Origin of the sequence: Mycobacterium sp. TY815 (assembly GCF_030755135.1) — a bacterium.
Taxonomy (GTDB): Bacteria; Actinomycetota; Actinomycetes; order Mycobacteriales; family Mycobacteriaceae; genus Mycobacterium.
On the sequence record NZ_JAUFRX010000001.1, the window covers coordinates 2872566 to 2887260 of the forward strand.

The following is a 14695-nucleotide window of genomic DNA, read 5'->3' on the forward strand; positions in this document are numbered from 1 at the left end:
ATGGCGTCGGCCGCACCACCGTTGTTCTCCCTCGATCCGGCGATGCCGGTGCTGTTGCGGCCCGACGGTGTGGTGCAGGTCGGGTGGCATCCCCGCCGTGCGGTGCTGGTGCGTCCCCCGGGCGATCTGACCGCGCCGAATCTGGCGGCACTGCTGCGGTCCATGCGGTCGCCGGTGTCGCTCACCGAGTTGCAGCGCCAGGCCGGTGGGTTGGCCGGCGACGACCTGACGGATCTGCTCACCCAGCTGGTCGAGGCCGGAGTGGCCACCCGCGGCGGCGGCGACCCGTCGGGTCGGACGGCGTCGATCCGGGTGCATGGCCGGGGTCCCCTGTCCGACCTGCTGGTGCACGCGTTGCGCTCTTCGGGCGTGCGGACCGGGCACACCAGCCAGCCGCACGCTGCCGTCACAACGGCCAGCGTGGATCTCGTCGTGCTGACGGATTTCCTGGTGGCCGACCCGCGCATGGTGCGCGACCTGCACAACGCGGGTGTCCCGCATCTTCCCGTCCGGGTACGCGACGGCACCGGCCTGGTGGGGCCGCTGGTCCTGCCCGGTGTGACCAGCTGCCTGGGCTGTGCTGACCTGCACCGTCGCGACCGCGACGCGGCGTGGCCGGCCATCGCGGCGCAGCTGCGCGACACCATCGGGGTCGCCGATCGGGCCACCATCCTGGCCACCGCAGCGCTGGCGCTGAGCCAGGTCAATCAGGTCGTCGCGGCAGTGCGCGGGCAGCAGCCCGATCCGCCCGCAGCGCTCAACGCCACCCTGGAGTTCGATCTACGGGCGAGCACGATCATGGCCCGCCCGTGGACCCGGCATCCGCTGTGTACCTGCTAGCCGAGCCGGCCCTGCTCCGGAACGCAGGTCGAGATCGACGCGTAGGCACGGCCGAGGGTGTCCAGCACGTCCTCGGTCAGGGTGCGCTCGTTGCGGTGCTTGTCCAGCACCTCGATGATCGCTCGGAACAAGGAATCGGCGGCGTCGTGCTGCGATTGTCTGGCTGCCATGGCTGTTGGTGTCCACCCTCCGGACGTGGGGATCGATGCGTCACACGGATGCGCGACCCGAAGAGAGTACATATCCCAAAAGAACTACGACTCAAATCGATGCAGACGATGCGGTGGCCGTCGTGGATGATGGGGGTGTGTCAGAGATCAAGCGCGGCCGCGCCGCCCGCAATGCCAAACTCGCCAGCCTGCCGGTCGGCATGGCCGGCCGGGCGGCCCTCGGGTTCGGTAAGCGGCTGACCGGCAAGTCGAAGGACGAAGTCAACGCCGAGCTGATGGAGAAGGCCGCCAACCAGCTGTTCACCGTTCTGGGCGAGCTCAAGGGCGGGGCGATGAAAGTCGGGCAGGCGCTGTCGGTGATGGAGGCTGCCATCCCCGAGCAATTCGGCGAGCCGTACCGCGAAGCGCTGACCAAACTGCAGAAGGACGCTCCCCCGCTGCCCGCCGCCAAGGTGCACCGGGTTCTCGACGCCCAGCTGGGCACCAAATGGCGGGAACGCTTCACGTCGTTCAACGACACCCCCGTCGCCTCAGCCAGCATTGGCCAGGTTCACAAGGCCATCTGGTCCGACGGCCGCGAGGTGGCCGTCAAAATTCAGTACCCGGGCGCCGACGAGGCGCTGCGCGCCGACCTCAAGACGATGCAGCGCATGGTCGGGGTGTTCAAGCAACTCTCCCCCGGCGCCGACATCCAGGGCGTGGTCGACGAGCTGATCGAACGCACTGAGATGGAGTTGGACTACCGGCTGGAAGCCGACAACCAGCGCAAGTTCGCCAAGGCGTACGCAGGCCATCCCCACTTCGCGGTTCCGCACGTGGTGGCCAGCGCGCCGAAGGTGGTGATCCAGGAGTGGATCGACGGCATCCCGATGGCCGAGATCATCCGTCACGGCACCCCCGAGCAGCGTGACTTGATCGGCGTTCGGCTGCTGGAACTCACCTTTGACGCGCCGCGGCGGCTGGAAATGCTGCACGGCGACGCCCACCCGGGCAACTTCATGCTGCTGCCCGACGGACGGATGGGCGTCATCGACTTCGGCGCCGTCGCACCGTTGCCCGGCGGATACCCCATCGAACTCGGCATGACCATTCGGTTGGCCCGCGACAAGAACTACGACCTGCTGCTACCCACCATGGAGAAGGTCGGGTTCATCCAGAAGGGTCAGCAGGTCTCGGTCCGCGAGATCGACGAGATGTTGCGCCAGTACGTCGAGCCCATCGAGGTAGACGAGTTCCACTACACCCGTAAGTGGCTGCAGCGGATGACGGTGAGCCAGTTCGACCGCTCGGTGGCCCAGATCAAAACGGCGCGGCAGATGGACCTGCCGCCCAAGCTGGCGATCCCGATGCGGGTGATCGCATCGGTGGCCGCGATTCTGTGCCAGCTGGATGCGACGGTGCCCATCAAGGCGCTGTCGGAGGAGCTGATTCCCGGCTTCGCCGAACCAGACGCTGTCGTGGTTTAAGCGCCCGTCAGGCGGCCTCTTTGCGAGGCCGCCCTCGGGGACGCTTACGACCGACGACCGAGCCGCGCTCGAAGATCTCGCCACCCCAGACACCCCACGGCTCGGCTCGTTCCAGCGCCGCGGCCAGGCACTGGCGCCGCACCGGGCAGTGCACGCACAACGTTTTGGCACGTTCGAGGTCGGCCGGGGTTTCGGCAAACCATAGGTCGGGATCACCGGCATGACACGGCAGAGCCGGCTGCGTCCGTCTAGGGACTGTCGATGCCGACATGTCCTTTTCACCTGCTTCCTGGTCGGTTGGTTGTCCTTTGCGTGATCCGGACCAGGGAAGTTGTCTGCGGAGACAACGATGGCCACGGATCGACTTCCGGTCCGTGGCCATGTGGCGAAAACTGGCTGCTTACGTCTTTACGTTGAGCCTCACGGACGCTTCAGTCGCGGCGGCGACGCGGTGCTTGCCCGCTGCCGCCGGGGTAGCGGCGGCATGGCGGGCGGCGGCGCGTACGCCGTACAAATTCATCGAAATCATCGCGGGCCACCCTCCTTCCGTGTGCGCTACGAGCGGCCGACAAAATACGTTACCGAGACTAAACGGTACCGGCCGGGCTCGGCAACCGATTTTCTGACCTGCGGATATGCCGCTTCACTGAGCCTGCCGGACCAGCTCGAGCACGTCGGGGCCGTACTGCTCGAGTTTGCGGGCACCGATGCCGGGGATGGCGATCAGCGACGCCTCGTCGGTGGGCCGCAGTTCGGCGATCGCGATCAGGGTGTTGTCGCTGAACACGATGTAGGCCGGCACATTCTGTTCTTTCGCCGCTGCCAGGCGCCAGTCTTTAAGCTGCAGCAACAGTTCCTCGTCGACGTCTCCAGCGCAGGTTTCACATCGCCGCAGCATGATGGACGCCGGCGTGGAGAGGTCCTTGTTGCAGACTCGGCAGCGCGCCGGGCCCTTGTTGCGCCGCGACTTGCCGGGCGCGGCCTCCACCCGGGTCTGGGGGGCGATGCCGTTGAGGAACCGGGACGGCTTGCGGGTCTGACGGCCACCCTGGGACCGCGCCAGCGCCCAACTGAGCGCCAAATGCATTCTGGCCCTGGTGATTCCGACATAGAGCAGTCGGCGCTCTTCCTCGACCGGCTCGCTGTCGGCGCCGCGCGCCAGCGCGTGCGAGATCGGCAGGGTGCCGTCGGCCAGGCCGACCAGGAACACGGCGTCCCACTCGAGACCCTTGGCGGCGTGCAGGGACGCCAGTGTCACGCCCTGCACCACGGGTGGGTGCCGGGAATCGGCCCGCAACCGCAACTCGGCCACCAGACCCGGCAACTCCAGCCCCGGACGCTGGGCCACCTCGTCGTCGACCAGTTCGGCCAGTGCGGTGAGGGCATCCCAGCGGTCGCGGGCCTTGGTGCCGGCGGGTGGCTCCTGCGTCAGCCCGAGTGGCTCGAGGACGCCGCGGACGACCTCTGCCAGGTCGCCTTCGGGCCCGCGGTCGGCCGCGCGCTGCAACGCAAGCAGGGCCTGTTTGATCTCCTGACGATTGAAGAATCCCTCCCCGCCGCGGACCTGGTAGGCGATGCCGGCCTCGGTCAGCGCCTCCTCGTAGATCTCCGACTGCGCATTGACGCGATACAGGATCGCGATTTCCGATGCCGCAGTGCCGTTTTCGATCAGCTGCGCGATGGCGGCCGCGACCGAAGCGGCCTCGGTGTGCTCGTCGGGATGCTCCCGGAAGGACGGCGCCGGGCCGGGCGGCCGCTGACCGATGAGCTGTAGCTTGCTGCCCGCGACGCGGCCCCGGGCGGCGGCGATCACCTGGTTGGCCAGCGACACGACCTGCGGCGTGGACCGGTAGTCGCGTTCCAGGCGCACCACCGTGGCGTCCGGGAAACGCCGGGAGAAGTCCAGCAGAAAGCGCGGTGAGGCGCCGGTGAAGGAGTAGATGGTCTGGTTGGCGTCGCCGACGACGGTGACATCGTCGCGGTCGCCGAGCCAGGCCGACAGCACCCGCTGCTGCAGCGGGGTGACGTCCTGGTACTCGTCGACCACGAAGCAGCGGTAGCGATCGCGGAATTCGGCGGCCACCGCGGCGTCGTTCTCGATCGCTGCGGCGGTGTGCAGCAGCAGATCGTCGAAATCGAGCAGCGTCACGTCCTCGTCCCGGACCTTGAGCGCCTCGTAGGCGGCGTAGACGGCCACCACCTTCTCGGCGTCCAGCGGCGTGTCCCGCCCGGCCCCTGCCACCGCACCCGCGTACTGCTCGGGGGTGATCAGCGACGCCTTGGCCCACTCGATCTCGCCCGCCAGGTCGCGCACGTCGTCGGTGCTGACGTTGAACCGGCACCGGCTGGCCGCCCGGGCGACGACGGCGAACTTGGTGTCCAGCAGTTCCCAGCGGGTGTTGCCGACCACCCGGGGCCAGAAGTAGCGCAGCTGACGGTGCGCGGCGGCGTGGAAGGTGAGCGCCTGCACAGTGCCGACGCGCGAGCCATTCTGCGCCGCCGCGTCCAGCGCGCGCAGCCGGGACCGCATCTCACCCGCCGCGCGCTGGGTGAACGTGACCGCCAGCACCTGGCCGGCGGCGACGTGACCGCTGGCGACCAGCTGAGCGATGCGATGGGTGATGGTGCGCGTCTTGCCGGTGCCGGCACCCGCCAGCACGCAGACCGGGCCGCGCGGAGCGAGCACGGCTTCGCGCTGCTCGTCGTCCAGCCCCGAGATCAAGGCATCGGCCATCACCGGCATGCCGTCCATCTTGGCAGTGCCCGCCGACAAGCCGGGCGTGTCCCGGTTCTCGGCGGGCCGACACAGGAATGGTTCATCGTCGGGCTACGTTATCGAGTCATGACCAACGCTGCGCTGACCATGTACACCACCAGCTGGTGTGGCTACTGTTTCCGGCTCAAGACGGCGCTGAAGGCTCAGGGCATCGCCTATGACGAGGTCGATATCGAACAGGATTCTGCCGCCGCCGATTTCGTCAGCTCCGTGAACGGGGGCAACCGGACGGTGCCGACCGTGAAGTTCGCCGACGGGTCGACGATGACCAATCCGAGCGCGAGCGAGGTCAAGGCGAAGCTAACCGGCTGAACGCGGGCGGCCGACACGGGCGGCCAATTGGTGCGGACCGTCGCGTCCTGTCGCGCTTACGATAAGGACCATGGCAGGGGCGCTGGTCCGGCGGGCAATTTTCGTCGTGTTCTTCGCACTCGCCGCGCTCACCGCGTGCTCACACCAGAGCACCCCGGCAGCTCCCAGCACCTCGGCGGCCACCGGAGTAGACGCGCTGATCGTCAGCGTCGAAGACGTGCGGCGCATCGCCAACTACGAAGAGCTCACCACGCACGCCCATGCGAACCTCAATCACCCGCCGGCCGGCGACGTCAACGCGCCGGGGCCCTGCCGGGCGGCCGGCACCAGCGATCTCACCTTCGCCAGCGGCTGGACCGAGTTTCGCAGCGCGGGCTACAGCGGGGTGACCGACGACCTCGACCCGGGCGGCCGCACCATGAAGGACTCGGTGAGCCAGGCCGTCGCGATCTACCCCGATGCGCAGGCGGCCCGCTCTGCTCTCGATCAGCTGGAAGCCTCACTGAACGCGTGCGTCGCGTTGAACGACCCGAAGTACGCATTCAAGCTGGACAAGCCTGATGCGATGAGTCTGCGGATCACCGACAACGGGTGGAGTCACCAGTACCGGGCCCGCAAGTCGGTGTTGATGTCGGTCGGCGTGCTGGGCATCGAGCCGGCCGAGCGGATCGCCAGCACGATCCTGGACAACATCTGCGACCGCATCAAGTAGCGCGCCCCGGCCGGCTCAGCCTTCGGCGGCCCAGGACTCGATGATCACCCGGGCGATCGAAATCGAGCCCGGCAACAGCAGTTTGGAGTCCGACGCACTGGACCAGTCACCGGCCTCGAGTGCCGCACGGATCTCGTCGCGGGTGAACCAGGTCGCCTCGGCGATCTCGCCGTCGTTGAACGAGAACGGTTCCTCCGGGTCGCCCACGGCGTGAAACCCGACCATCAGGGAGCGCGGAAAAGGCCAGGGCTGGCTGCCGAGGTAGCGCACGTCCGTGACGGTCAGTCCGATCTCCTCGCGGATCTCACGGGCGACGCAGACTTCGAACGACTCGCCGGCCTCCACGAACCCGGCCAGCAGCGAGAACATCCGCTGCGGCCAGACCGCTTGGCGGGCCAGCACCGCGCGATCGCCGCCGTCGTGGACCAGGCAGATCACCGCCGGGTCAATACGGGGGAACTCTTCGTGGCCGGTGAGCGGGTTGACCCGCGCCCAGCCGGCGCGGGCCGGCTTGGTCGGAGTGCCGTCGACCGGGCTGAAGCGGGCGCTGTCGTGCCAGTTGAGCAGCGCCAGCGCGGACGACACCAGCTGGCTGCTGGTGTCGTCGATGATGCGTCCGAGCCGGCGCAGATCCAGAACCTCGACTTCGCCGTCGTCGGGTGGCTGCAGCGGGCCCCGAATCGCCCAGACGTGACGGCCGCCTTCGACGCGCCCCAGGAACACGGCGTCCGGAGGCGGTGTGTCACCCTCCGCTGCCGCCGGGCCGAGCACCACTTTGCCGCCGGCGGCCAGTACCTGGTTGCGGGAATCGACGCGCAGCAGCGCCGCGTCGGGCCACCCGGCCGCGGCCGCGTCGATGTCGGTGCGCAGCTGGTCGGCGCGATCGGCCCCGACGCGCGACAGCAGCGGAATGTCCCGCAACCTGAAGTCCACGCGCAGGCCCTATCGTTCGTCCGCGATGTGGCGGACATAGAGCAGCCGGTCGCCCGCCTCGATGGCGTCCACCTCGGGCGCGCCGATGCGGAGCAACTGCCCACCGCGGACCACCCCGAGCACGATGTCGCGCAGATGCCGCGGCGACCCACCGACCTCGGACTGTTCCACCTCGCGTTCGGCGATCGCCAGCCCCTGGTCCGGGGTCAGCAGGTCCTCGATCATCTGCACCACTGTCGGAGTGGTGGTGGCCAGGCCGAGCAGCCGGCCGGCGGTCTCGGAGGACACCACCACCGAGTTGGCTCCGGATTGCTGCAACAGATGCTGGTTTTCGGCCTCACGGATGGAGGCGACGATCATTGCCTTGGGTGAGAGTTCCCGCGCGGTCAGCGTGACCAGTACCGCGGTGTCGTCACGATTGGCGGCGACGATGATCGAGGCGGCGTGCTGCGCGCCGGCCAGCCGCAATACGTCGGATTTCGTGGCGTCGCCGTGGACGGTGACCAGGCCGGCCGAGGCGGCGCGCTCCAGGGCCGCCCGATCGGTGTCGACGACGACGATTTCGCCGGGTGGCACTTCGTCGCTGAGCATGGCCCCGATCGCCGTCTTGCCCTTGGTCCCGTAGCCGATGACGACGGTGTGGTTGCGCACTCTGTTCCTCCAACGCTGGATCTTGAAAGCCTGCCGCGATGTTTCGGTGACGACCTCGAGCGTCGTGCCGACCAGCAAGATCAGGAATGCGATGCGCAGCGGCGTGATGATCAGAACGTTCGTCGCCCGGGCGAATTCGGAGACCGGCGTGATGTCGCCGTAGCCGGTCGTCGACAACGTCACCGCGGAGTAGTACAGGCAGTCCAGAAACGTCAGGCTGTCGCCGCGCGAGTCGTGGTAGCCGTCGCGGTCGAGGTAGACGGTGACCGCGCCGACCAACAGCGCCACCAGCGCGATGCTGACCCGGCGGGAGATGATGCGGGCGGGACTGGAATGGCCCTGCGGGATCCGCAGCACGCCGACGAGCGCATAACTGGGCTGGACGGTCAGCCTCTCGTCGAGACGCCGCAGCCGCCGCCAGCTCCCTTTCGCCACGGAAGTCATGTAACCACGATCAGGCGAGGGTGGGGCGACCGGAGTCGACCAGCAGCGTGCTCAACTCGTCGGCGTCGGGCAGCTCATCGGGCACGACGGTGGCCCCGCTGCGGACGTAGTAGAAGGCGGTACGCACCGACGATTCCGGGCAGCCCTGCAGGGCCGCCCACGCCAGCCGGTACACCGCCAGCTGGACGGCGGCGTGGCGCCTGGCGTCCAGCCCGCGCGGCGGCTCACCGGTCTTCCAGTCCACCACCGTGACACCGCCGTCGTCGTCGGCGAAGACCGCATCGATGCGCCCACGCACCACGGTGTCGCCGATCGGCATCTCAAACGGCACCTCGATCGCGATCGGGGTGCGGGCCGCCCATGGCGAAGCGGTGAATGCCTGCTGCAGAGCGGCCAACTCCTGCGGGTCACCCACGTCGGAGTCGGCCGCGCCGGGCAGATCACCCAGGTCGAACAGCAACTCGGCGCCGTAGAACTGCTGCACCCACGAGTGAAAGGCGTTGCCGAGCAACGCATGTGGATCTGGCCGGGTGGGGAGCCGGTGGATCAGCCGCTGCGCCGCCGCTTCGGGGTCGCGGGCCAGATCCACCAGGCCGCTGACCGAGAGCTGGCTCGGCAACGCATGTTCCGGGGGCTGGGCGGTGCGCGCCCGCTCGGCGAGTAATGCGTCGACGTCGGCGGCCCAGCCTTCGAGGTCGGCCTTGCCCTCGACGTCCATCGTGTTATCCGCCGACCTTGCCTTGCTGACCAGCGCGGCCCCGCGTTCGACGTCGGCGCGCCGCCGCGACAACGGGTCGACAGGCCAGACCGCTTCGACAACGTTGTCCTGCAGGGGATTTCGCTCGCCGTCGGCGGGTGCGGGTGCCCAGTGCTCGACGACCCCGCACGCTTGGCCGGCCTGCGCGGACTCCTCGATGATGTTTTTGAGTTCACCCAGGAACTCCGACGGCCCACGCGGCTTGATCCCGGTGGCACCCCAGTGGTGCCCGGATATCAGCAGCGTGTCCTCGGCCCGGGTGACACCTACATAGAGGAGTCGGCGTTCCTCGTCGACGCGTCGCTGGTCGAGCTGAGCGCGGTGCTCGGTGATTGTGTCGGACAATTGCTTTCGGTTCGTGACGGCCGAGGTGTCCAGGACCGGGATGCCGAGCGCGCCGGCCGCGGCGCGATCACCGCGCAGCAGCGGCGGCAGTTCACCGGCGTCGGTGAGCCAACTGCTTCGCGACGCGTTCGACGGGAAGGTCCCGCCGGACAGGTGTGCCACCGCGACCACCTGCCATTCCAGGCCCTTGGCGGCGTGCACCGTGAGCACCTGCACCCGGTCGCGGGCGGCGATCGGCTGTGCAGGTGTCAGGCCGTTCTCCACTTCCGCGGCCACGTCAAGGTAGGCGAGCAAGCCGGCCACTGAGGCCTTGGCTGCGCCGCCGGCGCGCTCCGCGTAGCCGACGACCTCATCGGCGAAGGCATCGAGATGCTCGGCGCCAGACCATTGCCCGGTGGCGGCGGCGCGAACCTCGCAGTCGACCCCCAGGACGCGGCGAACCTCAGCGACCAGGTCGGGCAGGGAGTGACCCAGATGCCCCCGCAGCGCGGTCAGTTCGGCGGCCAGAGCTGTGATCCGTTGATGGCCGGCGGCCGAGTAGCCGCCGGGCGGGCCTGGGTCCGAAACGGCGTCGGCCAGGCAGGCGACGTCTGCGTCCGGACCGGTTGCCTTCGCGATGGACTCGGCCGAGAGCGCTTCGGTGGCCCGCCCGGAACCGCCCAACTCCTGAGCGCGCCGCCACAACGCGGCGATATCCCGCCCGCCGAGGCGCCAGCGCGGGCCGCTGAGAACCCGCATCGCCGCCGCGCCGGCCGTCGGGTCGGCGACCAGGCGCAGCATCGCCACCACGTCGGCGACCTCCGGGACGGACAACAGGCCCGCCAGGCCGACGACCTCCACGGGGATCCCGCGGGCGCGCAGCGCATCCGCGATGGGGGCGGCATCTGCGTTGCGGCGCACCAGGACCGCGGCCGTGGGCGGCGCGATCCCTTCGTCGCGGGCGTGCCGGTAATGCTCCTGCAGGTGGCCGGCGATCCAGTCACGCTCGGCCACGATATCGGGCAGCAGCGCACAGCGGACGGTGCCCGGCGGGGCGTCCGGGCGGGGGCGCAGCGGCCGCACGGCGACCGAGCGCCGCCGCGCCTCGGCCGATATGGCGTTGGCGAGCTGCAACGTTCGCGGGGGGTTGCGCCAGCTGGTCCGCAACTCCAGCGTCGGCGCCGGCGATCCGTCGGACAGCGGGAAGTCGGTGGTGAATCGCGGCAGGTTGGTCGCCGAGGCGCCGCGCCAGCCATAGATCGACTGGATGGGGTCGCCGACCGCAGTCAAGGCCAGCCCGTCATCGGCGCCGCCGCCGAACAATGACGACAGGGCGATGCGCTGAGAGTGCCCGGTGTCCTGGTACTCGTCGAGCAGCACCACGCGGTAGCGACTGCGCAGGTCCCGTCCCACCTGCGGGAACGTCGCTGCCAGCCGCGCCGCCGACGCCATCTGCATGCCGAAGTCCATGACCTTGGCACCGCGCATGCGTTGCGCCAGCGCATCCAGCAGCGGCACCAGCTCGGCGCGCTGAGTCTGGGTGGCCAGCATGCGCAGCAGCGACTGGTTGGGACCGCTACCGCGTTGCTGCGGCCCGGCCGGCAGGGTGTGCACCAGCCGCTCCAGCTCGAGATGGGTGTCGCGGAGCTGGTCGGTGCTCACGAGGTGTTCGGTCAGCTGCCCCCACAGCCGTAACACCAGCGCGGTGACGGCGGCCGGCGTCTTGTCGGTTTCCAGCGCGCCCTCGTAGCCGTTGACCACATCGAATGCCAGCTGCCAGAGCTCGGTTTCGGTGAGCAGTCTGGTATCGGGTTCCACCGGCAACAGCAGGCCGTATTCCCGAAGTAGCGAGCCTGCGAACGCGTGATAGGTGCTGACCGTCGGCGTCCCCTCCCCCGGCCCCGGGCCAACTCCAGATAGCCGCGCAAGACGCGAGCGCACCCGCCGCAACAGCTGGCCGGCGGCCTTGCGGGTGAAGGTCAAGCCGAGCACCTGGCTGGGTTCGGCGTAGCCGTTGGCGACGAGCCACACCACGCGCGCCGCCATGGTCTCGGTCTTGCCGGCCCCGGCGCCCGCGATGACGACGAGCGGGCCCGGCGGTGCGGCGATCACCGCCGCCTGTTCCTCGGTGGGCGGGAAGATGCCCAGCGCATCGGCCAATTCAGTGGGGCTGTACCGCGGGCTCGTCACGCGCACCCCTCGTGGGCGGGGCAGGACGGCCGCAGCGGGCAGTGCGAGCAGCCGTCGTTGCGCCGGGCGATGAACTGGGGCCCGGCCGTGGCCTCGGCGGCCTGGCGAACCAGGTCACGCCAGTGCTCGCGGGCCTGCGGGGTGAGCGGATCCTGCTCGCGCTGCGTGGCACCGGCGGCTCCGGTCTTGCCTGGGTAAACCAACCGCGCTCCACCGGGCTCGTCTGGTCCGCTTTGGAAGTCCGGGATCATGCCCTCGGCGACGGCCAGCTGATACATCGCCAACTGGGCGTGCTGCTGGGCGTCATCCTTGCTGACCGGGGTCTTTCCCGTCTTGACGTCGACGATGACCAGCCGGCCCGCGGCGTCGCGCTCCAGCCGGTCGACCCGGCCGCGCAACCGGACCTGTCCCCCGTCGCTGCGCGGGGCCTCCAGGACTCCGTCGACGCCGATTTCGACGCCGACCTCGGTCAACTCGGCGCGCGTCTGTGCGCGCCACTCAACGAACGCCTGAATCATGGCGCGGTGCCGGCTGAGTTCGTTGGCCGAATGCCATTCGGCGTCGAACGGCAGGTGCTGCCACACTCGGTCCAGCTCGGTCAGCAGTTGAGACTCCGTCTTGCCGGGTTCGGCGATCAACGCGTGCACCACCGAACCGATCGCCGAGCGCAGCTCGCGCGGATTGCTTCCCCCGTGCCGCTCGGCGAGCCAGCGCAGCGGGCAATCCGTCAAGGTCTGCAGTGTGGACGGTGTCAGCGTGACGACGTCGTCGCTGCCGCACAGCGGAGCGTCGGTGCTGACCGCAACCAGCCCGTGCCATGCCGAAGGGTCGGCCCCCGGCACCCCGGCCTCGGCCAGGCGGGCCAATTGCGTTGCGGCACAGGATCTGGCGTTCTCGTCGACCGTGCCCTCTGGTGCGCACACCACCGACCGCAACCGGCCCACCACCGCTGCGGCGGACAGCACCCGCGGTGAGCAAACGGGTTGGGCCACAACGGCTTCCTCGCCTGCCAGCGACGCGATCTCGAAGAAGAACGGCGATGGCAGGGCGGCTTCTCCCCCGCTGCCGCCGGTGTCGCTGTCGATCGCCGTCACCAGCAACGCGCGGCGGGCCCGGCCCATCGCGGCAACCAGCAACCGGCGCTCCTCGGCCAGCAGCGGCGCCCGCACCGACGCCTCGCCGGTGACGCCGTCGAGTCCGTCGAGCAGTCGCTGGGTGGCCAGGATGCCGCCGCGCGGCACCGTGTTGGGCCACAAGCCGTCCTGCAACCCGGCGATGACCACCACATCCCATTCCTGTCCCAGCGCCGCGTGCGCGCTGAGCACCTTGACCTGCTGCGTCTGCGAACCCGAATCGCGGCCGGCGGGCGGCAGCCGCAGCGCCTCGACATGCTCGACCAGCCCGCGCAGCGACGCGCCGGCGGTGCGTGTGACGTAGGCGTCGGTGACATCGAACAACGCGGTCACCACTTCCAGATCCCGCGTGGCCTGGGCCCCCGCCGGGCCGCCCCGCTCGATGGCTGCCAGCCAGCGCCGCTGCAGGCCGCTGCGGTGCCATGCCGCCCACAAGGTGTAGCGCGGGTCGCCTCCGCCGCGATGGCACCGGGCGGCGGCGGCCAGCACGGCACGTACCCGTCGCAGCGCGCCGGACTGCGGCCCCGCCAACGCCCCGTTGCCGTTGAGCGTCTCCACAAGCAGTTCGCCGAAGGCTTCCGACCGGCCGCGTTGCAAGGTTCTGCGCAGCTGCCGCAACGAGACCGGGTCCACCCGGCCGATCGGCCCGGACAGCAGCGCCAGCGCCTGGTCACTGTCCAGCCCGTCGGCAGTGGCGGCCAGGACGGTGAGCAGCGTGCGGGCTGCCGGCTCGTCCGACAGCGACCCGCCGGTCGGCGGTAGTGCGACCGGGACGCCGGCGGCGGCCAGCGCGCGGGGTAACCGGGCGCCCGCACGCGGCACCGATCGGACGATCACCGCCATCTGGGACCATGGCACGCCGTCGACGAGATGTGCCCGGCGCAGGGTGTCGGCGATCAGTGCGGCCTCCGCGTGCGCCGAGGCGGCCAGGCGCGCGGTGACCGCTCCTTCCTCTTTGCCTAAGCCCTCGATGCACCTGCCGGCGCTGGAGCCGGGCAGCCGGCCGGCGATGCCGCTGATCACCCGGGCGACGGCGGGGCCGCAGCGATGGGACTCCGTCAATGTCACCGCCGGTCCGTCGACGCCGAGCAGCCCGGCGGACTCGCCACCCCGGAAGCCGAAGACCGCCTGGTTCGGGTCGCCCGCGATCAGGGCGGTATCGGCACCGGCCGCCAGCACCCGAACCAGTTGCGCCGCTTGCGGATCGAGTTGCTGAGCGTCGTCGACCAGCAGCACCCGGACCCGGGCCCGTTCGGCGGCCAGCAACTCGGGATCGACCGCGAGGGCCTCCAATGCGGCGCCGACGAGTTCCGCGGCGGCCAGGGCCGGCGCCGTCGCCTGCGGCGCCGCGGTGCCGACCGCCGCCCGCAGCAGCATCACTTGTTCGTACTGTCGGGCGAACTGACCGGCCGCGGCCCACTCCGGGCGTCCGCAACGACGCCCCAGCCGCTCCAACTGCTGGGGGTCGAGGCCACGCTCTGCGCAGCGCGCCAACAAGTTTCGCAGTTCGTTGGCGAACCCCGCGGTGCACAGGGCGGGCAGCAGGTGCTCGGGCCACCGGTTGGCGTCCTCGGCGTCCCCGGCCAGCAGTTCCCGGATGATGGCGTCCTGTTCCGCGCTGGTCAGCAGTCGTGGCGGGGGTCCGCCAGCCCGCTCCGCCGCGCGGCGCAGCACGGCATAGGCGTAGCTGTGCAGCGTACGTACCAACGGCTCGCGCACGGCCGCCGTCGTGCTCGATGCCAGCATCGCCCTGGTCAACGCGCTGCGTTCGCGCATGCCGATCCGGCCCGAACCAGCAAGCAGCAGAACAGATTCCGGAGCTATGTTCGCCGCGATATGGGCGATCGCAGCCTCGACCAGCAAGGTGCTCTTGCCGGTCCCGGGGCCGCCGAGGATGCGCACCTGACCGCGCGACCCGGGCTGCAGCACCTCGCGCACCTGCCCATCCCACTGCAACGCCATGCCCGGCATGCAACCACGGAGGTCC

At 69.9% G+C, this 14695-nt stretch carries 11 protein-coding genes; 4 read left to right on the forward strand and 7 right to left on the reverse strand.

What is annotated here, in order from left to right:
- Positions 1 to 840, forward strand: a complete 840-nt coding sequence (locus QXK92_RS12345) for a cyclodehydratase (protein WP_306241899.1) — start codon at positions 1 to 3, stop codon at positions 838 to 840.
- On the opposite strand, the gene QXK92_RS12350 is transcribed toward QXK92_RS12345, so the two are convergent.
- Positions 837 to 1010 carry a hypothetical protein gene (locus QXK92_RS12350; protein ID WP_306241900.1) on the reverse strand — a complete coding sequence of 58 codons (174 nt, stop codon included), beginning with the start codon at positions 1008 to 1010 and terminating at the stop codon, positions 837 to 839. The two genes, QXK92_RS12345 and QXK92_RS12350, sit on opposite strands and share 4 nt — an antisense overlap.
- A 122-nt stretch (positions 1011 to 1132) precedes the next feature.
- Here QXK92_RS12350 and QXK92_RS12355 point away from each other — a divergent pair, with 122 nt between their 5' ends.
- Entirely contained in the window at positions 1133 to 2476 is a 1344-nt protein-coding gene (locus tag QXK92_RS12355; RefSeq protein ID WP_306241901.1) for an AarF/ABC1/UbiB kinase family protein, read from the forward strand.
- Between the two features lie 7 nt (positions 2477 to 2483).
- Here QXK92_RS12355 and QXK92_RS12360 read toward each other — a convergent pair whose 3' ends face one another.
- The gene (locus QXK92_RS12360) at positions 2484 to 2747 is read right to left on the reverse strand and encodes a WhiB family transcriptional regulator (protein ID WP_306241902.1); all 264 of its coding nucleotides are present in this window, start codon (positions 2745 to 2747) and stop codon (positions 2484 to 2486) included.
- Positions 2748 to 3119: 372 nt separating this feature from the next.
- Positions 3120 to 5219: an ATP-dependent DNA helicase UvrD2 gene (locus QXK92_RS12365; protein WP_306244373.1), complete on the reverse strand. Its 2100-nt coding sequence runs from the start codon at positions 5217 to 5219 to the stop codon at positions 3120 to 3122.
- Positions 5220 to 5318: 99 nt separating this feature from the next.
- On the opposite strand from QXK92_RS12365, the gene mrx1 reads away from it, so the two are divergent.
- Together mrx1 and QXK92_RS12375 are read left to right on the forward strand one after the other, a co-directional pair.
- Positions 5319 to 5564 (forward strand): mycoredoxin Mrx1, encoded by a 246-nt coding sequence (gene mrx1 / locus QXK92_RS12370; RefSeq protein WP_306241903.1) that lies wholly within the window; start codon positions 5319 to 5321, stop codon positions 5562 to 5564.
- A 70-nt stretch (positions 5565 to 5634) separates the two neighbouring features.
- Positions 5635 to 6276 (forward strand): sensor domain-containing protein, encoded by a 642-nt coding sequence (locus QXK92_RS12375; protein WP_306241904.1) that lies wholly within the window; start codon positions 5635 to 5637, stop codon positions 6274 to 6276.
- Between the two features lie 15 nt (positions 6277 to 6291).
- Here the strand turns inward: QXK92_RS12375 and nudC are convergent, their stop codons facing one another.
- From nudC to QXK92_RS12395, 4 genes are read right to left on the reverse strand one after another with little or no spacing between them, the layout of a single operon-like run.
- Positions 6292 to 7209: an NAD(+) diphosphatase gene (gene nudC / locus QXK92_RS12380; RefSeq protein ID WP_306241905.1), complete on the reverse strand. Its 918-nt coding sequence runs from the start codon at positions 7207 to 7209 to the stop codon at positions 6292 to 6294.
- Positions 7210 to 7218: 9 nt separating this feature from the next.
- On the reverse strand, positions 7219 to 8304 hold the full coding sequence (locus QXK92_RS12385; RefSeq protein ID WP_306241906.1) for a TrkA family potassium uptake protein: 1086 nt from the start codon (positions 8302 to 8304) through the stop codon (positions 7219 to 7221).
- A 10-nt stretch (positions 8305 to 8314) separates the two neighbouring features.
- Positions 8315 to 11581, reverse strand: coding sequence for an ATP-dependent DNA helicase (locus QXK92_RS12390; RefSeq protein ID WP_306241907.1), 3267 nt, complete (start codon positions 11579 to 11581; stop codon positions 8315 to 8317).
- Positions 11572 to 14670, reverse strand: coding sequence for an ATP-dependent DNA helicase (locus QXK92_RS12395; RefSeq protein ID WP_306241908.1), 3099 nt, complete (start codon positions 14668 to 14670; stop codon positions 11572 to 11574). Before QXK92_RS12395 ends, QXK92_RS12390 begins: the two co-directional genes overlap by 10 nt.
- Between the last annotated feature and the right edge of the window lie 25 nt (positions 14671 to 14695).

Excerpts from the sequence above, each read along its gene's own strand:
- QXK92_RS12345 (WP_306241899.1), top strand. The coding sequence starts at position 1 with ATGGCGTCGGCCGCACCACCGTTGTTCTCCCTCGATCCGGCGATGCCG.
- QXK92_RS12350 (WP_306241900.1), bottom strand. The coding sequence starts at position 1,010 with ATGGCAGCCAGACAATCGCAGCACGACGCCGCCGATTCCTTGTTCCGA.
- QXK92_RS12360 (WP_306241902.1), bottom strand. The coding sequence starts at position 2,747 with ATGTCGGCATCGACAGTCCCTAGACGGACGCAGCCGGCTCTGCCGTGT.
- QXK92_RS12365 (WP_306244373.1), bottom strand. The coding sequence starts at position 5,219 with ATGCCGGTGATGGCCGATGCCTTGATCTCGGGGCTGGACGACGAGCAG.
- mrx1 (WP_306241903.1), top strand. The coding sequence starts at position 5,319 with ATGACCAACGCTGCGCTGACCATGTACACCACCAGCTGGTGTGGCTAC.
- QXK92_RS12375 (WP_306241904.1), top strand. The coding sequence starts at position 5,635 with ATGGCAGGGGCGCTGGTCCGGCGGGCAATTTTCGTCGTGTTCTTCGCA.
- QXK92_RS12385 (WP_306241906.1), bottom strand. The coding sequence starts at position 8,304 with ATGACTTCCGTGGCGAAAGGGAGCTGGCGGCGGCTGCGGCGTCTCGAC.
- QXK92_RS12395 (WP_306241908.1), bottom strand. The coding sequence starts at position 14,670 with ATGGCGTTGCAGTGGGATGGGCAGGTGCGCGAGGTGCTGCAGCCCGGG.